We start from the raw sequence: 21223 nt of genomic DNA, 5'->3' as shown, positions 1-21223 counted from the left end.
CCCTGTTTTATTCATTATTATCAAAATGGTTTAATTCTCGTATCACTTGTATGAAAGTATCAATTTCTTCAATGGTGTTGTAGTAATGCAAAGACGCTCGAACAACTTCTTCAAGTCCACGATCAGAAAATGAGATTAAGCTACCTGCCCCTTTAGATATCGAGACATTGATACCTCTAATTCGCATCGCTTTTTGAATTGCGCTAGCCGATAGTGTATTTGAGTAGAAGGTTACAATGCCGCATTGCTCAATACCTTGGTCGGTAACGGCAATCTCTTTTATGCTTTTTAATCTTTCTCTTAACGTGTTGGCCAGTGTATAGATTCTCGCTTGTATGTCAGGTAATCCCCAATCTAGCGAATATTTTATTGCTTCTCCTAGTGCAATTTTTCCGGCACAAAACTGTTCCCAGTTTTCAAATCGCTTGGCGTCACTGCGAATCTGAAATTCTGTGGGTGACATTAGGGTCGCGGCATGCTGATCAAGCATTGGAGGCTCTAGCTTTTCGAGTAGTGTACTGCGAACATAAAGAAGTCCTGTCCCCCTCGGGCCTCTTAAATACTTTCTACCAGTTCCAGATAAAATATCACAGCCTATTTTTTCGACATCTACGGGTATTTGCCCAAGAGCTTGGCATGAATCCAGTAGGTAAGGAATATTTGCCGCTTTGGCGATTCGTCCAATTTCATTGACAGGGTTTACTAACCCACCTCCAGTGGGTATGTGAGTAATCGAAATCAATTTGACTTGTTCATCAATAAGACTGGACAGCATTTGTGTGTCTACCTGTCCATGACAATCATTCGGTATAAATACAACGTTTACACCATATCGCTTGGCTTGTTGGATATAAGCGATAACGTTACTACCATACTCAGCCATGGAAGTAAGGATTTTATCTCCCCGTTGGAACTTAAAGGAATAGAAAGCTAAATCCCATGCCCTCGTTGCACTATCTACAAAGGCGATTTCATTGGCAGAGCAATTGAGAAGTTTGGCTGCGTTATGATAAAAGTTATTCAGCTTTTCGGTATATAGTTCAGCTGTTTCATAACCACCATATTTCTCTTCATCATTCAAGTACTGATGTAATGATTCACTGACTGGTGTCGGCATTAAAGAAGAGCCCGCATTGTTAAAATGTATTATGCTGTCAGCGGCTAAAGTTTCGCTGCGAGCTCGACGGATATCGAAAGGTGTTGTCATTATCTTGTTCTCACTTCGTTTTCTTCTAGGCAGGCTTTATTAATGTTATGATTTTGTTTAATTTTCTATCCTATCACGAGTAATGTAGTTGAAACGATAAGTAAACAGTAGCTGCGAAAAAATTTGAGATAATACGGGCATTACTATTTTTGTTTGAATTATAAGTATCACCCGTTTAATTAAACTATCCTTAAATTTATGACGTATTTATTGGAAATAAATACCCACTAAAGGAGTTTAGTGGGTAGATGGTTTTAGGTAGGTTGAATATTGGCTGAATAGTTATAAGGTCGGCCTGTTCTAAAATGCGCTAGACAGACATTTACGCCGCAAGTGATGCCCTAATTTTTTCCTCGTAGAGGTCGAGCATTTCGTAGCGCTTACGATACATTTTTCTCTTTGTCCGGTTCAGAGCGTCTAAATCTCGGCGAATACTCTCTACTGGCGGTTTAAAATTGATAGGGATTTTGTTTAATGCCACTTATTTCGCTGCAGAATGCGTCATAGTCAAACATCATTTTTTTGCGTTGTCTTCTACTTCTGTAATTAGACGCATTATAGACATGGCCTTTGTTGGTGACACAATAGGCGTTCGATAAACCAAAGTGGCGAGAAAACATTATGATCAGTTCAACAATAAGCGCTTTGGTTTGTCAGAGGCTTACGACAAAGTTATACATAAGCGATAAGTTTGCTTTGTATCACTAATATGCCCGCGAATGCATTTTGATAATCTATTTGAATGTTATGAACTATAAAACTTGTTCCAAATTATAATGTTATGATATAACATTTCATTCGATGGTGATTATTGAATAGTATTGAAAATGAAAAAGGCGATATATCAGTGCATTTTGCTCGTTACTCTCTTGTTAGGCCTTAACCTACCAGCCTTGGCCAAAATCGAGGTTGAAGATGTGCTGGGTCGGCATGTCACTTTGGAAGCGCCTGCTGAGCGCATATTCTTAGGCTTCTATTTTGAAGATTACTTGGCCCTAGCTGGCCCTGATGCTTATAAGAAAGTGGCTATTTTCCCGCGTCATTCTTGGCAAGATTATCGCCAGTCTCAGTGGCAAACGTACCGTGACATTATTCCTGAAATTGAAACCATCACAGACTCTGGCTCCATTTATACCGGAACCTTTGATTTTGAGAAGCTCCTCACCACCAAACCAGATGTCGCCTTGTTAGCAGCATGGCAATACGATGCGTTAGGTGACAAGGTTGCTCTGCTTGAAAAAAGCGGTATTAAAGTTGTAGTGGTTGATTTTAATGCACAAACACTAGAAAGGCATTTAAAAAGCGCCAGAGTGATAGGCAAAGTTATGGGAACTGATGGGCGCGCTGAAGCCATTGCTCAAGATTATGAGCAAACGGTCAAGGATGTACAAAGGCGTGTGGCTAAGTATCTGAGCAAGCATCCACAAAGACGAGTTTATGTAGAAATTGGTACAGGTGGAGCTGCGGAGTATGGTAAGTCTTATGCGAATGCGATGTGGGGAAACCTGCTTAATATCGCAGGGGCTAACAACATTGCAAATGGAAAAATCGATGGCTCAGCACATCTCACACCAGAGTACGTGTTAAGCCAAGACCCTGAAGTTATTTTTATTTCTGGAGCACATTGGGCTAAGCATAATACGAGTGCTTTGTTAGGCTTTGGAACCAAATCAGAACAAGCACAAGCGACTTATCATCCGTATCTTAAGCGGGCTGGTTGGCAACACATAACAGCCGTCAAGCAAGGCCAAGTCTTTGGTATGTACCATTCTGGTACGCGCACCATCTACGATCACATATTTCTTGAGTTCCTTGCTAAATCTATCTATCCGGAAGCATTTCAGGACGTGGATCCTATGGCACACCACCAAGCCTTCTTTGAGCAATATATGCCGCAAAAACTTTCTGGAACGTTTATGATCAAGGTGGATAGTTAAGCCATGTTAGACAACGCGGAAGCTAGTGTTCACAGCGATGAGGCGAATACGCACCAATGTGGTATTTATCGAAAGATTCAGCAGAAAAGATATCGTGCTTTATTGATCGCCATTATGGTTCTTTGTGTTGCCATCTTGCTGGATATCAGCACGGGGTCTTCTTGGATAAGCTTAGAGCGTGTTGTTGATGCTCTGCTTGGTGGCACTGAAGGAACAGCGTTATCCACGACGATTGTTTGGCATTTGAGGCTGCCAGTTACTCTTACTTGTCTGGTAGTTGGAGCATCGTTGGGGCTTGCGGGAGGTTTGATGCAAACCTTGCTGGCTAATCCGTTGGCAAGTCCGTATACACTAGGTATTTCTGCTGCTGCAGGTTTTGGTGCTGCGACGGCTTTGTTAACTGGTTTCTCAATTTTCGGACTGGCTTGGCTCGGTGTACCGATAGCGGCTTTTGCCGCTTCTGTACTTGCAAGCATGGCTATTTATTTTATTGGTCGTTCACATAATATGGATGCCAAAATTCTAATACTGGCTGGAATTGTGGTGTTATTTTTCTTTCAAGCGCTGCAATCTTTAGTGCAATATCTCGCCTCTCCTGAAGTGCTCCAGCAAATCGTTTTTTGGCTATTTGGTAGTTTATTAAAAGCGTCTTGGCTTTCTTTTGCTGTTGCAGGAGTAATACTGGTGATTGGTCTGGTGTTTTCTCTTCCAAGAGTTTGGGCATTAACGGCCCTCTCTTCCGGAGAAGAACGGGCTCAAGCATTAGGAGTCAATACTCGAAAGCTTAGACTAGAGATGTTCTTACTATGCTCACTGCTTACCGCAGGCGCGGTATCTTTTGTAGGCACCATTGGCTTTGTTGGGTTGGTTGCGCCACACCTTTCTCGCTTGCTAGTGGGTGAGGATCAGCGCATGTATTTACCTTTGTCGACACTCATGGGCGCACTGTTACTTTGTATGTCTTCTTTGGTTGGCAAGGTGATCATTCCTGGCACAATTATTCCAATAGGTATTATCACCTCTTTAGTTGGCGTGCCGTTTCTTCTTTATTTGTTACTTAACCGTCGGGGGAGTTTGTGAAGCATATGTCGCTCAATGATGTTGCGGTCAATATGGGTGGAAAATCGATACTTACACCGATAAACGCGACATTTAAATCAGGCGAGTTTTCAGCCATTTTAGGTCCTAATGGAGCAGGGAAAACCACCTTGTTAAAAACTATGATGGGGCTGGTTCCTAGTACAGGCACGCTTGGTGCCTTCTTAGATGATGGACAAAGTATCCCGCGTACTTGTTATTCCTATTTATGTCAGCTCAATAAGTCTTCGAGTCAGCTTACCGTGATTGAAGTCGTGCTGTTGGGGCTGGTACATTCGCTGAATTGGCGCATTACTCTGGAGCAGGAACAGAGAGCTGAATCTATTTTGATAGAACTTGGGTTGCTTCATCTTGCCACTCGTACCTTTTCTCATTTAAGCGGTGGTCAACAGCAGTTGGTCTCAATGGCTCAGGCATTAGTTGGTCGCCCATCCATTTTGCTTTTAGATGAGCCAACCAGTGCGCTAGATCTTAAACATCAGGTGCAAGTTTTAGCTTTAGCGCGGGACTACACGCTTGAACACCAATGCATCACCATCGCGGTATTACACGATCTATCTATGGCTGCGCGTTACTGCGATCACTTACTTTTGCTTGATAAAGGTAAAGTGCAAAAAGCGGGAGCGCCGAGAGAAGTGCTTGATGAGACGATCCTTAGCCGGGTGTATCAAGTCGATGTGGATGTCGGCCGGTGCAGTAAAGGCCATCTCCATGTAACGCCAAATTGTCTTTAGCCAACATATAAACAGAAAAATATACAAGGAAAAACGTATGCCGATGATGTATCGCCATTATGAACTCTTAGTGGCTATTTCGACATTTGAATCTCAGATAGAACAGCTCACTCAATACAGTGTCGAGAGTTGTGATTGTTTTACTTTGCTGCAAAAAAAGTTGGATGATCTTTGCGCTTGGATAATGACCGAATCTATACAAGACTTAAGTGATGAGCTTAAACATCACCCTGAACACGATAGACAACTGAAGCGCTTGCGTGAAACCTCGATTCGAGCGCTATGTGTGTTAGAAAAGCACCAGTCTAAATGCGCTAAGTCTCATCAGTTGGATATCACCGACTACCTAAATCGGCTTTCTAATACTGTACATATCGAGCTCGATAGTGCCAGTGTGACACCGGACTCTCGAGTCTTGTTTATCGGTTCAGGATCCTACCCTTTGTCTGCGTTTACCATAGCAAAGCTGACCGGCGCGGCTGTACACGGCGTTGATATTGATGAGCACGCAGTGAGTATGGCTAACGATCTTGATCATGATGCACTGCCAACCAGCTTTGGTTGTCAGGACTTGCTCGCCGAGTTTCATGATTTTAAGCCGACTCATATATTGGTTGCTTCGTTAGTCGAGCATAAATGGGAGATATTGAACCGTCTGAAACCCTTTTTAACCCCTTCTCATCGCGTGTTGGTACGCTTTGGTAATGGAATTAAGTCTGCGTTTAACTACCCATTTAATCCAGAACTGATGGAAGGTTGGGGGACGCGTCGTCTTAATAATCAAGCGTCCATTTATGATACAGTGGTAATGGAGAAAATGTAAATGACTCATCAATTGGGGCGATTATTGATCGTTGGGGCAGGGCCAGCTGCGTTTCAAACCGCCGCCTTACTCAGACCACATTGTTCTCACCTTGGCATGGTTAGTCGGCGTTCTGCCCATTGGCAAGCCCGTGCCCAGCGGTTACAGGATGGTGAAGCCGTCCAAGTTGACGTAGCAAAAGATAACTTGTCTTGCTTTGTAAAGTCGGCATGTATTAATTCTGTATACCCAGATCTCGATCTTGTTGAAGGAGAGTGGGATAGTATTATTATTGCCACTCCCGCCTATGCTTTGGTGTCGGTCTTAAAGGGGTTACCTGTAGACAGTCTGACGCAAGTAAAAGAAGTAGTTCTGCTTTCGTCCTGGTTTGGTGGTCATCAAATTACTCAAGGTTTTTTTGATCAGCATGGGTTAACACCCAGCGTACTGGTGTTTTCTAACTACTTTGCGGCAACGAAATTTGAGCAAAAAGAACATACACTACGAGTGATCACTAAGGCGGTTAAAAAACGGGTTTATGCCTATGTTAGCCAGAATAAACATGGAATTCTCTCTCTGTTTAATGAGGCATTAAATCAGGTCGATTCTCAAATTCAGACATTGAAAAATGGATTTAGTGTCGAAGGACGTAATATTACGCTTTATGTCCACTCAGCACTGTTTATTAACCCTTTTTCGCTTGATCATATTTTTAGCGTAGGGGGGGATAAAAAGTACATGTACAAGTTATTCCCTGAGGGGCCGATCACGACATTTACGATGCAAACCTTAGTCCTGTTGTGGCGAGATATGTCTTCGTTGATTGAAAAGCTTGGCGGTGAGTCATTTAACTTATTACAGTTTTTAAACGATGATAATTATCCTGTTCGTGAAGAAAGTTTGTCTCGTTATCAAATTGATACCTTTACGGACTGCATGCCTATTGAACAAGAATATCGTCTGTATGTGCGTTATAGCGCGATCTTAATTGATCCTTTTTCCACTCCAGATAAGGGTGGACGGTATTTTGATTTCTCGGCGGTGCCTTTTGCCAAAGGTAATCTTGAAAAAGGGTATTGGCCCAGAATTCCAAGTGAAGACTTACAAGCACTGTATTGGCTGCAATCTCTGTCGAGTTATTGCGGTATTGATTGTGCTTCGATTAGCCAAGTGCTGGGTGTTTTTGAGCAATGGTTACTTGATCAAGGTCTAGAAAACCCGTTTACCCAATCCAATCAAGACCAAGCGAGTCAAGGCCTCGCATGGCTGCCTTCTGACCTAGGAGTGAATCATGAATAAAGGTGTGGCACTTGCCATTTTCTCGGCCTTTGTGTTTAGCGTGATGAATGCGCTGATTAAGGCTGCAAGCATCACTATACCAAGTGCGGAAATTGTCTTTTTTCGCAGTGCCATTGGCAGCGTGCTGATCTTAGGTTTAATGTGGCAAGCTAAGGTGTCTTTCTCTCGCACTGGTGTCTCTCTGTTAGTACTTCGAGGCTTACTCGGCGCGTTTTATTTATTGGCATTTGTGTACACCATTGCGCATATTCCATTGGCTGATGCAGCAATTTTGGCTTATCTGTCGCCTTTTTTTGTGATTATGCTATCGCATTTTTTGTTGGGAGAGCGATTACCAGCTAAAGCCAAATTTCTGCTTCCCTTGGTACTCGTTGGCGTTGGATTAGTGATTAATCCATTCGAATACCAATCGTTCAATATATATGCTTTAGCCGGTGTAGCCAGTGCCATTTTTGCCGCTGGTGCATCCATCACTATTCGGCATTTGAGTAAGCGCCACCATACCTATGAAATCGTTTTTTATTTTCTAATGACGGCCATGCTGGTATCCGCTTACCTAATGAAAGATGACTTTATTATTCCAAAGGGTGAGACATGGTTTTATCTCGTCGCAATTGGTGTGGTGTCCCTTATCGGTCAAATCTTCTTAACTAAGGCCTTTACCCATGAAAACGCCGCAGTGGTTGCGGGCACTCGCTATATCGGTTTGGTATTTAATGTGCTTTGGGGTGTTATCTTTTGGCAAGAGGTACCTAGTTGGATGACAGTGTTCGGTGGTTGCCTGATTGTGGTCGCTTGTATTGCATTGTCTTGGAAAAAAACCAGTACCCCAAATTCCTTGCCAGCGAGTGAAAAAGACAAGCCGCTTCGCGCGAGTTAAAAAAGTGGTGTTATACGGAATATGGATGTTGTGTCGCAAAGGAGTGGGTATGAGTAATCTCATTAAGATAGAAAAAGGAGTAATGTTGATGCATTTTTTGACATTTGAAAAGTGGGCTCGATCTTTTGGGCGTTATAGGTTGTCCGGTTTAGTTGCTTTGATAGCACTATATATTTCAGCACCTCTAAATGCTCACCCTCATTCTTGGGTAGACATGAAAACGTATATTGAAGGTGAGAATGGTATTGTCAGTGGCCTGAAAATGGAGTGGACGTTTGATTCTATGACGTCTGCCTATCTGCTTGATGGGGAGGATATGTCACCGAAAAATGCCAACAGCACTTTAGATAAGATTGCTAAAACGGTTGTGAAAAACATGTTAAGTGAACATTACTTTACTTATTTTTATGATGGTGAAACGCCGATCAAATATCACCTTGCTCTTGACCAAAAACTAGAGCGTGAAAAGTCAAAACTAAAGCTGAGTTTCACTCTTCCGCTCGCCAAACCCAAATCATTAACAAGGGACACACTGCGTTTATTGGTGTTTGACTCTAGTTACTATGTTGATATGGCATGGCGTTCAAAGTCAGACATTGTTCTCTCTAAAGGCTTAGCACAACAATGTCAGCTGGAGCTTGTGGAGCCTCATCCTACTTCTAAGCAAATGATGTATGCCATGTCATTACCTGCTGATTCAGATCCTGATAATACCCTTGGGCAGTTGTTCACGCAGATGGTGAAAATGCATTGTGCTCTGGTCGCTAGTTAGTGGTCACAGAGTGTCTCTTTTAATTCCAAAGCGTGAATTTTCATTGCAATATAAAAAGGTTTAGTCCTATGAAACTAAGTCAAAAAATAAAAACAAGTTGGTTAGTTGCTAGCAGTTCTTTATTGATGCTAATGATCGGTGCCTATCAGGTATGGCTCATCTGGCCCTCGTTGGTGTTGGCGGCCATTGAATGGCAGAGAGAAGTGAATGGCCAACTTGCTGACCTGCTCTACAGCGCGCAAAGTGAGCCACTGGTGTCGGGTAGCTATTTGGTTGGATTCAGCTTTCTTTATGGGATGCTTCATTCGCTTGGGCCTGGCCATGGCAAGGTGATCGTGTCTACCTATTTAGCGACGCACCCAGCAAAAGTAAGAGCGAGTCTGATGCTGACCATTATTTCCGCCATATGCCAAGCCTTGGTTGCCATCTTGTTGGTGAGTGTTTTAATTTGGGGCTTTAATGCGTCAATGCGAGTGGTGAATGAAAAAGCGGCTACCTTTGTCGCGCTCAGCTTTGTTTTGGTTGTGGTGCTTGGCCTTCTGATTTGTTGGAAAGCGAGCAAGCAGATTTATCGAGCTATTCGAGTGCCTAAGCTGAAAGTGAAAGCATTGACACCAATTGCCGCGCAGCCAGAGATGTCGATGAATGTCCATGGTTCGTTACTTATGCCGCAAAGCGTTTTGCATACCACTGAGCACTCTCACGACAAATGTGGCTGTGGGCACCAACATGTAGCCGGTGCAGATGCGATTAACGAGGCATCAACGATGAGGGAATACGTTGGTATTGTTGCGAGCATAGGGATTAGGCCATGTACTGGTGCTATTATGGCGCTGTTGTTTGCCAATATGGTAGGCACCTATTGGTTAGGCGTGATGAGTGCACTTGCCATGGCTGGTGGAACCGCACTGACAACCTCAATCATTGCGATCTTAACCTTGACCAGTAAGAAGATAGTCAAACGTTACCTTGCTGCAACCAGCAGTGACAAAACGGCGCCATGGCAGCTTGCTGGCTATTACGTGCAGCTTTTTGGTGGCTTACTCCTAATCGCCATCGGCTTATTATTGGTTAGTAGCCAAGATACAGGTATGTCACAGGTGCTCTAGCAAGCGATGGATTAGCGCCACAGAAAACCAAATCTACCTTGAATAATCGCCCCAAATTGGGGCGATTAGCGTTACAGGTCAAATAACGTTCTTTATCAGAAAGTAATAACACGCTGGTATGTTTTTACGTGATGACAGAATGAACAACATGATACATTTACTTTAGTTTTTAGTGGATTATGGTAGATTTACCGAAAGTTGGGCCTATAGAAAAACCAGACTGACTGGTATTAAGAATATAAGGTACTCGTGATCTCAACAATTCTTTTAAGTGTCTGAATTAAAAGATTCCATGGAGGGTAATTGTGAAATATAACAATCCTATTAACACAAGCTGTATAGATAACTTGCTAGATGAGCTATGGCTCAATGAGGACTCTTTAGTCTTAGATGTTGGCTGCGGGAATGGTGAATTAATTAAAAAGGTTTTAGACAAGTTTAACTGCCAGGCGGTTGTCATTGAAATAGACGAATTAGAAATGGCTAAAGCAAAGGAGAATTTGGACTCGTATTTAGATCAAGTTACCTTTCATACTGGTGCATTCAAAGATGTTGAGCTGCCTAAAGGCGCATTTGATGTGTGTTTTAGTTTAGGCTCTACTCATGCTTTTGGTGATGTTGGTGAAGCTTTAGACAATGCACTGTCTGACATGAAATCTCTTATAGTTTCCGATGGCGTCATTGTACTTGGTGATGCATATTGGCGAAAAGAACCCGATAAAGAGTACTTACGAGCAACAGGAATTGATCCGTTAGAATTACGGTCAAACTTTCAAAATATAGAAGCAGGAAATCAATTAGGCCTCGAATGCGTTTATGTCGTTCATGCTTCCTATGAAGATTGGGACACTTTTGAAAGTTCGTTTTGGCTCGCATCCGAACGAGCGTTGCTGCTAGACCCTGAAAATATAGAGTTATTGGACAAAGTAAAAACAAGACGATATTGGAAAGATGCGTATTTGAAGTGGGGGCGCGAAACAATGGGTTTTGCTCTGTACTTGTTCATCCACTCTACAACCCGAAGCACTAAACATAGCGTTTAAGACGGATTCACAACGCTTGGCACTTTCGGTTTGTTTTGACGAACCAAAACATTTGAGAAATATTGTCGTCGATTTAGGCTAGTAGCTCTTTTGGTGTACGTCCTGAACTTCTTTTTTCATCGCCTTCACATCACTTGCCCAGCAAATTGTTCCAGAGCAGTGGTAATTTCACCTTTTGTCAGTGCACCAAAACCAAATCTTACGTGTGCTGGCAATATTGACTCTGCACTGGTAAACAGTTTGCTGCCTGATAAAACGGGTAAGTTTGATAAAAAATCTTCTGACTTATCATCACCATAAACTGTCAACAGTTGCGAAATATCGATCCATAGTGCTAACCCACCCAGCGGTAGGCGAAACGAAACATTGTCGTTGAAAATACGCTGTAATTCACTTGCTGCATGATCTCGCCGAGCTTGGTATACCTTACGAACTTTACGAATGTGTCTTTTGACATCGCCCGATTGCATCAGATCCGCCACAGCCAGTTCAGTTACCGTACTGCCTTGCCTATCAATCAGGGTAACTTCCTTAGCAACACGGTTGATAAATACCGGACTGGACACCATGTATCCAAGCCTTAATCCAGGGGCAAATACTTTCGATAATGACCCAATATGAATTACGTTCTCACTATTTGGGAGACTGGCTAGCGGTGGAATTGGGCGACTCTCATAGTGAAATTCGTGATCATAATCATCTTCCAATATAGCAAACCCATGCAGTTTGGAGAGCTGCAAAAGTTTAAGGCGCCTATCCATGGTTAGACTGACTGTCGTTGGGTATTGATGATGTGGCGTTGTATAGACACCCGCAACTTGATAACACGATAAGATCTTTTCCAAGTCTTCAACATCCAATCCCCGCTCATCTTGTCGGCATCGAACAACGTTAAATCCGTTGGATTCAAATGCAGCCACTGCCGGTGAGTAAGAAAGGCTTTCAACCACCATGACACCTTGCGCAGGATCCATTACCTTTGATGAGAGATAAATCGCCATTTGGCTACCACGGACAACGCAAATCTGGTCTGTCGTGACATTCATAAACCTATCCATATTGAGCATATGCTGGAGTGATTGGCGTAAAGAGTCAGTGCCCTTGGGATCGCCATAGCCCAAATAAGGCTGTCTGCTCGTTTGTACTATTGCTCGACGAAAAGCACGTGACAGCAGTTCAAATGGAATCAGCCTCGTATCAGGAACACCGTCATTAATAGAACTGGACTCCATCGCATTATGGGATGAAAGCAGTTTTTCTTCGAACGAGTTTCCCGTGGTCAAAGCGGCTTGTGTACGACTTACTAACTCTTGGTTTTCACACGACAAAGACAGCTCTGGCAACATTTCAGCCACATAGGTTCCACGACGTGGTTTGGAAACCAGCCATCCTTGAGACTCCAGCTCTTCATAGACTTGCTGAACCGTTTTACGGTTAATCCCCAATTGTAGCGCCAAGGTTCTAGAGCCTGGCATCATGTGACCAGAAGCCAAACGCCCAGAACAAATGTCTTCTGCGATCTGATTACTCAGCGTTGTATAAATGGACTCTCCACTTCTGCGTGAAAGCCAAATCTTAGTCTGCCAAGGACGTAACAAACACACCTCCATCTGGACCAGTAAGGAAAGATAATCTGGCGGTTACTAAGGGTCCAGAGAGTCAATATTATGAGAGTGAAATTTAGAAGACGCAACAGTTTTGGGAGGAAAGATAATGAAGACTGACACATTCAGTAAACAAGCCCTAATGGAAATAGCCAAGAACAGTATGAATGCCACCATCCCTGATCTTAATTTAACCGATCGGCAGAAGCTTGCATTAACCTGCCGGATTTTATTCACCAAGGGGCATGATTCAGGACTGGCAGGACAAATCACCTGTCGCTCAGATAAACCAGATACCTTCATTACTCAAAGATTTGGTCTAGGGTTTGATGAAATCACCGCTGATAATCTTCTTGAAGTAGACCAAGATCTGGAGCCACTGGACCAGCAAGGGATGGCCAACCCAGCCAATCGCTTTCATACTTGGGTATACAAAGAACACCCCGAAGTGAATTGCATCATTCACACCCACCCAACCTATGTCGCCGCACTCTCCATGCTTAGAGTTCCATTAACGATATCTCATATGGATACGTGTGGCCTCTACAATGATTGTGCGTTCCTGGGTGACTGGCCTGGCGTCCCTGTAGGTAATGAAGAAGGTGTCCTTATTTCGAATGCGCTGGGAAACAACCGAGCCATTTTGCTCTCTCATCATGGGCAGTTGGTGACAGGAAAAACCATTGAAGAAGCGTGCAACCTCGCCATTTTGATTGAGCGAGCAGCAAAGTTGCAATTGCTCGCGATGGCAGCTGGGCAGATCCAACCCATTCCACCAGCACTCGCTAATGAAGCTCACGATTGGGTATCCACAGACAAACGAAACAAAGTGAATTTTGCTTACTACGTAAGGCAAGTACTGAAAACTCATTCCGACTGTATATAAGGACAACAACGTGAAACTATCTGGTATTATTTCTTATCCAATTACTCCATTCAGCGCCGATGAGCGCAGCATCAATTTTGATGTTCTTGGTGAGACGCTGGAACTTCTTCTTCAAAATGGCAGCGACGCTATCGCGCCATTGGGTAGCACAGGAGAAAGTGCTTATTTGAGCTTAGAAGAGTGGCGTCAAGTCGCTGACTTCACGGTGAAAATTGTCGCAGGTCGAGTGCCTGTAATCGTGGGTATTTCTGAGTTAACGACTCTACAGGCTATCAGCAAAGCAAGATATGCGCAGTCTATCGGCGCCGATGCCGTGATGATTATCCCCGTTTCATATTGGAAGCTGACCGAAAAAGAAATTTTTAATTATTACAAAGAAATATCTGACTCCATCGGCCTTCCTATCATGATATACAATAATCCAGCAACCAGCGGCATTGATATGTCCCCTGAATTGCTGGTTCAGATGTTTAATGAAATAGACAATGTCACCATGGTGAAAGAGAGCAGCGGAGACATTCAGCGTATGCACAAGTTGTATACCCTGAGTTCTGGCAAGTTGCCTTTCTTTAATGGCAGTAATCCTCTGGCCCTAGAGGCTCTTTGCGCAGGAGCATCAGGCTGGTGCTCCGCTGCCCCCAACCTGATTGGCAAACAACCCAAGGCACTTTACCAAAGTGTTGTCGCAGGTAAACTTGATGAAGCAAGAGAGATATTTTATCAGCAGCTCCCCATGTTGAACTTTATTGTCTCCGGTGGCATCCCTAAAGCCATAAAAGCAGGGTTGGTACTAAAAGGTATTTCTGCGGGTTTACCCCGCCGCCCTTTGAGAGGTGCTACGGTCGAAGAAATCACCTTGTTGCAATCTCTTATGGATAGCCACAGTTAGGCTATTAAAGAGAAGGTGTTGTTTATTTGCAATAATAAACCCAGATCTCTCAATCTGGGTTTATGCTCTTTAGTTGAGCTGTAGCTAGAGTCAATCTATAAAGTTAAGCTCACATAGTCTAAATGTGTTTGACCAAATGAACTTAATTTGCAATCAATGGTTGTGGTTAAACATTGACCTTATAGGTGAGATCTTGTACTTCGTCGCCTGTTATCCAATCGACATTAAAAATTCCGCTAATCTACTTGACCTGTCTACCGCTTTACACTTCATACTCTCTCTAGATTAAACACAATTGGGTTGTATTTAACATGTATCTAATATCAGAACTGGCAGCAAAGGTAGGGGTATCTCGCACTACTTTGCTTTATTACGAAAGACTGGGGTTAGTGACGGGGCAGCGCCTTGATAATGGATACCGTTATTACAGTGAAGGCGACCTTCAGCGATTGATTCTTATTCAGCAACTGCAAAGTGCAGGCCTTTCACTCAAAGAGTGCCAAGAATGTTTGCAAGCGAAGTTGGATAAAAGCTTGTTGGAGAGTCGATTAAATCAACTCAATGAGGAGATTGAGAAAAAGCAGTATGCTCGTGAATTACTGATGGCATTGCTTGGAAAAGGTTCACAAAGAGAGTTACATCAATCTCTCAGTAAAAATGCGCCTAACGCTTATCTCAATTGGTTACATGCACAGGGCTACAGTGAGAAAGAAGCCCTCAGATTAAAATGGTTATCAAAAGATATGAACCAACACGATACTTATATGCAAGATTTTATGATGGTGTTTGAAACATTAGAGCGATGGGCCCCAGGCAGTACACAGGATTCTTTAAGAGCTCTATCTTTGATATCGCCAGAGTCAATGTCCCAAATACTTGAAGTAGGATTTGGTAAAGGGCTATCGACCATACTTCTTGCCGAAAATAGTACAGCGCATATTACGGCCGTCGATAACGAACCCATGGCCATTGAGCATCTTCACCAAAGAGTACAAAGCTTGAAGTTTGAGGAACGAATCTCTCCAGTTTGTGCATCAATGACGGAGCTGCCATTTAAGGAGAAAAGCTTTGATGCTATTTGGGCCGAAAGCTGCGTGTACATTATGGGTATGGAAAACGCTCTAAAGCAGTGGAAACCGCTACTAAAAGATCAAGGTATGCTGATGGTGAGTGATTTGGTGTGGCTGACAGATACTCCAGATGATGACGCCATGAAATTTTGGCTGGCAGATTATCCGGATTTTAGCTCGATACCAGAGCGGCTCAAGCTTTTTAAGCAGCAGGGTTATGAGGTTATGGAGCATTTCTCACTAGATATTAAAGCATGGAAAAACTACTGGCTGCCTCTCCAGCAAAGAATTGAAGGGTTGAAACCTAGTATGCCCAATTCTCAAGCCATTGCAGATATCGAGAAAGAGATTTCAATATATGAGCAAAGCGCTGCTAAAGACTTTACCTATCAATACTTTGTATTGAGGGCAAACCGCTAGCTCTAGTTAGGAAACCGCTGGCTGTATCAGCGATTTTTGTGATTAGTAAGGTTCGCCCCCTTTAATTGGGGCAGCAATACCGCCAAGCCCAGAAATACAAATTGCTTGGTAAACCGACACCTTGGTAGTGCAGATCTAGAATGCTTTTGCCCCAAAGTCCGTTAGTTCAAATACTCTATATCTTTTCAAACTTGCTACGCATTATTAGAAAAAATTATCTGAAATCACGGTTTCTAAAATTATTAGGTCACTCAAGTAAGTAACCATGGAGGTGATGTATGGTGACTGTTAATACAAAGAAACGGATATTAGGACAGAAGAAACCCTTTAAGCTTGAAGATATCTGGCGGATTCGAACGCGTTTAGAAATTGAAGGTAACCTTATGGAATTGGCGCTGTTAAACCTTGCCATAGACTGTAAGTTACGTTCGTGTGATTTACTCAGATTGCGGGTTTGTGATGTATCCTCTTCTGGCATCATTATGATGAGAGTTTTACTGACTCAAAGTAAAACATCGCGAGATGTGCAATTTGAAATCACGTCCAAAACCCAGCACGCACTCAGTCAATGGTTATTTGTGAGTCAATTATCGCCCCAAGACTTTTTATTTCCTAGCCCCAGGCGTGAAGGAGTACCAATGAGTTATTCCTATTACGCCAGCATTATTAAACGATGGGCGAGTACGCTTGGCTTGGATTCTACTCATTATGGTACTCACTCTATGCGCAGGACTAAGGCCACACTTATCTATGCGAAGACAAAGAATATTAGAGCGGTACAATTGCTGTTAGGGCACGTTAAGCTCGATAACACCATTCGTTATTTAGGGGTAGAAATCGAAGATGCACTTAAAATTTCAGAAGATACTGATATCTAGCTAAGCATTGGTTCGATGTGGCTGTGGACTGGCTAAATATATCTGTTTAACCAGTTCTGGGCCACTTTCAATGGAATAATGATGAGATGAGTCAAATTGCACTATGAATAGCGGTTCTGTCTACTGAACTCACACCCGTAAATAACCCGCTTCATTAGCTGCATTTCCGACCTTGCAAAAAATTTAAATAAGCAACTAGTATTTACTTAATTAACCCAATACAAGGACTCAGAAATGCAAATAAAAATAGGCTTTCTTCTAATCATTTTACTCAGTTTTATTTCAACAAAAAGCGTTGCCAGCCCCCAAGGTTTGTATTTTGGGGCTGGATTAATCAGTTCACACAGCGACAGATCAACCCTAGCTGCCTATGATGCTAATGCACTAGTCGCAAAGGGCAATACGGAAGTATATACCGATAGTGATGACAGTTCAGGTGGTATGGTGTTTTATCTCGGATATAGATGGGATGAGCATTGGGCAATAAATCTTGATGTCGATGGTGGTAGGGTTACTAATAAGGCTCGCTATAAAAGCTCAAGCCTAGCTAACTATGACACTATGCTCCAATTAAGCTGGACTAATGTCAGGCCTGAAATAAACTACGCATTGGCTCTGTCGGATGAGATCGAAGTTTATGGTCTACTGGGTTTTAATATCGCGTTATCGGACGTCAGATCAGATGCATACATTACTCGTCTGTCTGGTGATGAAAGCTATAATGACAAAGTTCGTACTTGGAGTGTTAAACCCTCTTATGGTGTTGGTATACGATGGGAATTTGCCCAAAGTTGGCATTTACAGAGCGAAGTAACTCAATACGACGTCAATTTCATTGTTGATGATGAGCATTATGATACCACGCAAACAACCTTCTCGCTCGGTGTGACATATTTTTGGGACTGAGATTCATCCTAGAACATAGGATAACTATTGTTATAATTGTTTCTAAGGATCGTCAAGATGGTTGACATGTTAAAACATCAGAAAAAGCGATAGGTAAAGGCTGAGGTTATCGTAGCTGATGGAGGGTTTAGTCGCAAAGCTTAAAGAGATTTAATTAAGCAGTGTGTTACTCAGCCAGAAACACAGAGAAAAAGTTAACAAGTCAATGATAAGAAACGCCCTCCGCAAAACACGTACACACATCAGTCTTGTAACTTTTGAGAGTGTACATAGTTTTTTGATGACTCCTCCAGTCGCTCAAGTAAGTGCCTTTTGGACGCGCCAATGTAGTGATACAAACTACCTTGAGCGACGATTGGACTAGCAACTTTTATCTGAGGAAACTGCTCTTTTAAGAACAGATAAGAAATCTCAGGAGCAAACAAAACGGAAGCTCTTCCTTTACTTAGCATTAATGCAGCTTGGTTGGGAGTGTGAATTAAGTAAAGGTGTTTTTTACTCTTCAATAAGTCGGTGAATCGATTACCATGGAAAGATACTACAGTTTTATCTTTCAACTCGTCTAAGCTATTATAAAAACTCCCATCTGTGGAGTATAAATAGAGGTTTATAGTAACTAAAGGTACATTAACCTTCATAAGCCCCTTTTCTTTATCCAACGCGTCAAATCTCATATCAAGTGCATCATACTCGCCATTGATAACCGACTGGATTGCTCTTTCGTTTGGTAGGTAAGTGAACTCTGCTTTGAGGCCTGCACCAGAGTATATGGCCTTAAGATCGCGTTCAATTTGTATGCCATAGCTAGCTGTTTGATCTTGCCCACGGAAAATATTCCCGATTGCTATTCTAACTAGCTCTTCTTCAGACATTACCAATAATGGCCAGAAAGAAAGGAGAAAACTGATGAATTTTCCGTACTGAGAAACAACCATAGTACTATCTCCAAGCACTTTATCTGATAATTATAGAATGGACAGCTTAACTTGCTGCTCAGGAAGTTGGAAAAGCAGTAATATCGCAACTCTTTGTTATAGGAAAGGTACGTAACTAAGCTTGACTGATTCAGCTTTCCTAATGCAAATAACTGACATAGTTACCCTGACTGCAAAAAAACCTCGGTTAGTTTTGCAATATCATTAGTTATCCATTATTTGGTAATGTTTCATTTTTCCTAAATGACTTTTGTCCAAAACCCCAATATTAGACTTTTCCTAAGGTAAGCTTCTAGTATTGGGGAATTTGTTTGGTCAATTAAGCGGTTTGTTTTTGCTCGGCTTCCTCTCCAATAAAACCACCGGTTTGATGTGTCAATGTTTTTATATGAATATAATCAATGGTTTATGTTTTATTATTTTGTTGGGTGGCGACAAGATGGCGACGGATTGAGTTGAGTTACTCCTTATCGCCACAATTACGTAAAGTAATGAACTCCTCAAGTTGATTCTCAAAATTAGTTTGTTTTTATGAGTTCGTGTGCATACTTTTGTGCTGTGCTTCTAGCTTGTATATAGAGGATGTTTTTTCTTAAACTTTAAGGAGTAGGATTTGAATTACTCCTACACCTTTGCTTGCTGTGTTTGGATAGCCCGGACTATTTGAAGCTCGGGCTTATTTTTTGGTTGCTAATAGATGTGGCAGACCATGAATGTTTCTAAAAACTCGTGTTCATATTTCCAACATCCATATTGAGATCAGTCCCTTTATCTGTTTTAGCTTGGTCTACCGCAACAGGTTTATCTGACTTAATCGTCAGTGATACTTCAGATTTACTCTTCATCGTTTGTTGGGCCAACGGTTGATAAGGACGGTATTGGCTATGAGCGGCTAGGCCTCCTGTTTGATAGCCACTGTACCCTTGCCGTTCTGTTCGGTTGTGTGTTTCAGTTGTCGTGATACCTAGCTTGGCGTTCTTGTCTTTAATCTTATCCATCTTGTTAGCCAGTTTATCGACAGACTTTCCAGCTTCATCTGTGGTGTTTTTCCAATCATCTGGAATCAGAGAGTCAGGCAGTTTGTTTATGAGCTTCTTGAACTCATTCCACAACCAAAGAATTCCGTCCCCGATCTCTTTTATTACCTTATCCAAGCCTATAAATTTATCGACTAGGTATATGATAGCAACAACTGCCGCTATAACGGCTGCAACAATTAACCCTATTGGGTTACCTAAAATGACGGCGTTGAGCGCAATCATACCGACTTTAAACATAGCGATGGCGGCTATAACCTCACTGAAGTATTGAGAAACAAAGAGTATTCCTTTGCCAAGGAAGATGAACCCATTGTATAGACCTTTCACCGCTTGCGTGACTTTGGTTATGGTTTCATCTCGCCACTTCGCATCTTTGAATTTTGTTGTGAATTCACCAAAGGCTTGAGTGGCTTTTTCCATGATAGGAGCGAGGGCGGCATATTTGATTGATTTAATGCTTTCTTGAATGCGTTGTAAAGCATCATTGTATGCTTCTGCTTTAGCTGCATCTTCCGCTTTAGCGCCACCGCCTAAATCTGCCAGCTCTTTACGCGCTTTAGCTAATCCATCCGTACCTTCTCGAAGCAATAGCAGCATCTTTCGCCCATCTTGGCCAAAGGCAGCATCAGCGAAAGCCATTTGCTCTTGAGCCGTTTCGAGTTTGGAGAATGACTGCAATAGCTGTTCATAGGCTTGCTGAGTATCTTTTGCTCCTTTTAAGTCACGGAAAACGCTATTACCGCTCTTTTTGAGGTACGAACCTAGAATACCGCTTCCTGTTTGTTGCAATACACCTAGACGTTTAGTGAAGCGTGTTAATGCCGATGACATAGCGTCTTCATCGACACCTGCATGTGAAGCTTGCTTTCGCATGGCTTGCAGCTCACTAATCGACATCTTGAGAGTGGCTGATTTTTTCGCGAGGGCGTCCATCTCAGTCGCCGCACTGTTTAACTCAGTTACTAAACCAGCAATACTTAAACCGCCAAGCAAAGCGGCTCCCTTACCAGCTATAGCGCCACCAATTTTAGGAAACTTAATTTTACTGTTCAGCTTATTTATTGGAGACAGTGCAGACTTTAAACGGCCGTACCGTTTTGTGAGATTGTTAATCTCTTCACCATGACTTTTGTAACGCTTATTCAGTCGTTGGTACTCGTCGTCAAGAGAACCAATTTGGACGCCAGTTTTGCTAAAGTGAGCTCTTAACTTTGACAAGCTTTTTTTGTTGTGGTCTTGGTTAGCGGTGAGCTTTTTCAGCTTATTGGTTTGTGTGGCTATCTTTTCTGTAAGCTGCGCACTCGGTTCTTTTAGTTGTTGGGCTTTTTGTTTGAGTTGCTTTAGCCTTTCAATTTCAGCTTTGATGGTGGTGTTGTTTCGCTCTTTGGCTTTCTTGAGCTTTTTGTAGGAGTCAATCATTGCCATTGTGCTGGCGTCATCAGCTTGGGCTTTTTGTACTTTTTTTATTTTCTTCGCGTAGTGGTCTGACTCGCTCGCAATATTTTTGAACACAGGAGAAGCTTTGTCTTTTGCTCCCATTACTACGGATAAGTTCATCTTCATCGGAGTATCCTTTTTTGACATAAAAAAGAGAGCTTATTCGCTCTCTTCTTGTACGGTTCTCTGGCGTGCTTTTTCGCGGAACAGTAATAAGTCTTCGTAACTGAGCTGGTCTATCTCGCTAGGCGGCCAATGAAATACAGTTGCCAAGTCA

Annotated in this window: 21 protein-coding genes; 14 read left to right on the top strand and 7 right to left on the bottom strand. The window is 42.5% G+C overall.

The window, feature by feature from the left end; genetic code table 11:
* Window positions 1-7: 7 nt before the first annotated feature.
* The 3 genes from KO511_RS15400 to KO511_RS22545 form a co-directional block, all read right to left on the bottom strand.
* A complete protein-coding gene (locus KO511_RS15400) occupies window positions 8-1207 on the bottom strand; it encodes an aminotransferase class V-fold PLP-dependent enzyme (RefSeq protein WP_215988293.1) in 1200 nt (399 codons plus the stop codon).
* A gap of 322 nt (window positions 1208-1529) precedes the next feature.
* On the bottom strand, window positions 1530-1688 hold the full coding sequence (locus KO511_RS22550; protein WP_215988292.1) for a DUF535 family protein: 159 nt from the start codon (window positions 1686-1688) through the stop codon (window positions 1530-1532).
* Window positions 1657-1845, bottom strand: coding sequence for a DUF535 family protein (locus KO511_RS22545; RefSeq protein WP_354668169.1), 189 nt, complete (start codon window positions 1843-1845; stop codon window positions 1657-1659). Before KO511_RS22545 ends, KO511_RS22550 begins: the two co-directional genes overlap by 32 nt.
* Before the next feature lie 189 nt (window positions 1846-2034).
* Here KO511_RS22545 and KO511_RS15385 point away from each other — a divergent pair, with 189 nt between their 5' ends.
* The 9 genes from KO511_RS15385 (at window position 2035) to KO511_RS15345 (ending at window position 10881) form a co-directional block, all read left to right on the top strand.
* Window positions 2035-3144, top strand: coding sequence for an ABC transporter substrate-binding protein (locus KO511_RS15385; RefSeq protein ID WP_215988290.1), 1110 nt, complete (start codon window positions 2035-2037; stop codon window positions 3142-3144).
* 3 nt (window positions 3145-3147) lie between these two features.
* Window positions 3148-4224 (top strand): FecCD family ABC transporter permease, encoded by a 1077-nt coding sequence (locus tag KO511_RS15380; RefSeq protein ID WP_215988289.1) that lies wholly within the window; start codon window positions 3148-3150, stop codon window positions 4222-4224.
* Window positions 4225-4229: 5 nt separating this feature from the next.
* Window positions 4230-4976, top strand: coding sequence for an ABC transporter ATP-binding protein (locus KO511_RS15375; protein WP_252724405.1), 747 nt, complete (start codon window positions 4230-4232; stop codon window positions 4974-4976).
* A gap of 37 nt (window positions 4977-5013) precedes the next feature.
* Window positions 5014-5799, top strand: coding sequence for a nicotianamine synthase family protein (locus KO511_RS15370; RefSeq protein ID WP_215988287.1), 786 nt, complete (start codon window positions 5014-5016; stop codon window positions 5797-5799).
* Complete coding sequence (locus KO511_RS15365) at window positions 5800-7077, top strand: opine metallophore biosynthesis dehydrogenase (RefSeq protein WP_215988286.1); 1278 nt, start codon at window positions 5800-5802, stop codon at window positions 7075-7077.
* A complete protein-coding gene (locus tag KO511_RS15360) occupies window positions 7070-7957 on the top strand; it encodes a DMT family transporter (protein WP_215988285.1) in 888 nt (295 codons plus the stop codon). Before KO511_RS15365 ends, KO511_RS15360 begins: the two co-directional genes overlap by 8 nt.
* Before the next feature lie 49 nt (window positions 7958-8006).
* On the top strand, window positions 8007-8729 hold the full coding sequence (locus KO511_RS15355) for a DUF1007 family protein (RefSeq protein ID WP_252724400.1): 723 nt from the start codon (window positions 8007-8009) through the stop codon (window positions 8727-8729).
* A gap of 68 nt (window positions 8730-8797) precedes the next feature.
* Window positions 8798-9838, top strand: a complete 1041-nt coding sequence (locus tag KO511_RS15350) for a nickel/cobalt transporter (protein WP_215988284.1) — start codon at window positions 8798-8800, stop codon at window positions 9836-9838.
* A 305-nt stretch (window positions 9839-10143) separates the two neighbouring features.
* A complete protein-coding gene (locus KO511_RS15345) occupies window positions 10144-10881 on the top strand; it encodes a class I SAM-dependent methyltransferase (RefSeq protein ID WP_215988283.1) in 738 nt (245 codons plus the stop codon).
* A 125-nt stretch (window positions 10882-11006) separates the two neighbouring features.
* On the opposite strand, the gene KO511_RS15340 is transcribed toward KO511_RS15345, so the two are convergent.
* Window positions 11007-12485, bottom strand: a complete 1479-nt coding sequence (locus KO511_RS15340) for a PLP-dependent aminotransferase family protein (RefSeq protein WP_354668168.1) — start codon at window positions 12483-12485, stop codon at window positions 11007-11009.
* A 109-nt stretch (window positions 12486-12594) separates the two neighbouring features.
* Here KO511_RS15340 and KO511_RS15335 point away from each other — a divergent pair, with 109 nt between their 5' ends.
* The 5 genes from KO511_RS15335 to KO511_RS15315 all read left to right on the top strand — a co-directional run bounded on the left by KO511_RS15335 (window position 12595) and on the right by KO511_RS15315 (window position 17534).
* Window positions 12595-13371, top strand: coding sequence for an aldolase (locus KO511_RS15335; RefSeq protein WP_215988281.1), 777 nt, complete (start codon window positions 12595-12597; stop codon window positions 13369-13371).
* A gap of 10 nt (window positions 13372-13381) precedes the next feature.
* Window positions 13382-14260, top strand: a complete 879-nt coding sequence (locus tag KO511_RS15330; RefSeq protein ID WP_215988280.1) for a dihydrodipicolinate synthase family protein — start codon at window positions 13382-13384, stop codon at window positions 14258-14260.
* Window positions 14261-14571: 311 nt separating this feature from the next.
* On the top strand, window positions 14572-15750 hold the full coding sequence (locus KO511_RS15325; RefSeq protein WP_215988279.1) for a MerR family transcriptional regulator: 1179 nt from the start codon (window positions 14572-14574) through the stop codon (window positions 15748-15750).
* A 278-nt stretch (window positions 15751-16028) separates the two neighbouring features.
* Window positions 16029-16628: a tyrosine-type recombinase/integrase gene (locus tag KO511_RS15320; RefSeq protein ID WP_215988278.1), complete on the top strand. Its 600-nt coding sequence runs from the start codon at window positions 16029-16031 to the stop codon at window positions 16626-16628.
* Between the two features lie 234 nt (window positions 16629-16862).
* Window positions 16863-17534: an outer membrane beta-barrel protein gene (locus KO511_RS15315; protein ID WP_215988277.1), complete on the top strand. Its 672-nt coding sequence runs from the start codon at window positions 16863-16865 to the stop codon at window positions 17532-17534.
* 242 nt (window positions 17535-17776) lie between these two features.
* Here KO511_RS15315 and KO511_RS15310 read toward each other — a convergent pair whose 3' ends face one another.
* The 3 genes from KO511_RS15310 to KO511_RS15300 form a co-directional block, all read right to left on the bottom strand.
* Window positions 17777-18469 (bottom strand): transporter substrate-binding domain-containing protein, encoded by a 693-nt coding sequence (locus KO511_RS15310; RefSeq protein ID WP_215988276.1) that lies wholly within the window; start codon window positions 18467-18469, stop codon window positions 17777-17779.
* Between the two features lie 719 nt (window positions 18470-19188).
* Window positions 19189-21072: a hypothetical protein gene (locus KO511_RS15305; RefSeq protein ID WP_215988275.1), complete on the bottom strand. Its 1884-nt coding sequence runs from the start codon at window positions 21070-21072 to the stop codon at window positions 19189-19191.
* Between the two features lie 33 nt (window positions 21073-21105).
* A complete protein-coding gene (locus tag KO511_RS15300; RefSeq protein ID WP_252724399.1) occupies window positions 21106-21219 on the bottom strand; it encodes a GpE family phage tail protein in 114 nt (37 codons plus the stop codon).
* Window positions 21220-21223 lie beyond the last annotated feature (4 nt).

The organism is Vibrio hepatarius (assembly GCF_018860525.1).
GTDB classification, from domain to species: domain Bacteria; phylum Pseudomonadota; class Gammaproteobacteria; order Enterobacterales; family Vibrionaceae; genus Vibrio; species Vibrio hepatarius_B.
Note: the sequence above shows the minus strand (reverse complement) of the source record. Positions and strands in the feature narration are given on the sequence as shown.

What these genes read in the sequence shown, in the direction of transcription:
- KO511_RS15380 (WP_215988289.1), top strand. Translation starts at nt 3,148, where the DNA reads ATGTTAGACAACGCGGAAGCTAGTGTTCACAGCGATGAGGCGAATACG.
- KO511_RS15315 (WP_215988277.1), top strand. Translation starts at nt 16,863, where the DNA reads ATGCAAATAAAAATAGGCTTTCTTCTAATCATTTTACTCAGTTTTATT.
- KO511_RS15350 (WP_215988284.1), top strand. Translation starts at nt 8,798, where the DNA reads ATGAAACTAAGTCAAAAAATAAAAACAAGTTGGTTAGTTGCTAGCAGT.
- KO511_RS15305 (WP_215988275.1), bottom strand. Translation starts at nt 21,072, where the DNA reads ATGAAGATGAACTTATCCGTAGTAATGGGAGCAAAAGACAAAGCTTCT.
- KO511_RS15360 (WP_215988285.1), top strand. Translation starts at nt 7,070, where the DNA reads ATGAATAAAGGTGTGGCACTTGCCATTTTCTCGGCCTTTGTGTTTAGC.
- KO511_RS15325 (WP_215988279.1), top strand. Translation starts at nt 14,572, where the DNA reads ATGTATCTAATATCAGAACTGGCAGCAAAGGTAGGGGTATCTCGCACT.
- KO511_RS15400 (WP_215988293.1), bottom strand. Translation starts at nt 1,207, where the DNA reads ATGACAACACCTTTCGATATCCGTCGAGCTCGCAGCGAAACTTTAGCC.
- KO511_RS15320 (WP_215988278.1), top strand. Translation starts at nt 16,029, where the DNA reads ATGGTGACTGTTAATACAAAGAAACGGATATTAGGACAGAAGAAACCC.
- KO511_RS15355 (WP_252724400.1), top strand. Translation starts at nt 8,007, where the DNA reads ATGAGTAATCTCATTAAGATAGAAAAAGGAGTAATGTTGATGCATTTT.
- KO511_RS15385 (WP_215988290.1), top strand. Translation starts at nt 2,035, where the DNA reads ATGAAAAAGGCGATATATCAGTGCATTTTGCTCGTTACTCTCTTGTTA.
- KO511_RS15370 (WP_215988287.1), top strand. Translation starts at nt 5,014, where the DNA reads ATGCCGATGATGTATCGCCATTATGAACTCTTAGTGGCTATTTCGACA.
- KO511_RS15375 (WP_252724405.1), top strand. Translation starts at nt 4,230, where the DNA reads ATGTCGCTCAATGATGTTGCGGTCAATATGGGTGGAAAATCGATACTT.
- KO511_RS15335 (WP_215988281.1), top strand. Translation starts at nt 12,595, where the DNA reads ATGAAGACTGACACATTCAGTAAACAAGCCCTAATGGAAATAGCCAAG.
- KO511_RS15310 (WP_215988276.1), bottom strand. Translation starts at nt 18,469, where the DNA reads ATGGTTGTTTCTCAGTACGGAAAATTCATCAGTTTTCTCCTTTCTTTC.
- KO511_RS15365 (WP_215988286.1), top strand. Translation starts at nt 5,800, where the DNA reads ATGACTCATCAATTGGGGCGATTATTGATCGTTGGGGCAGGGCCAGCT.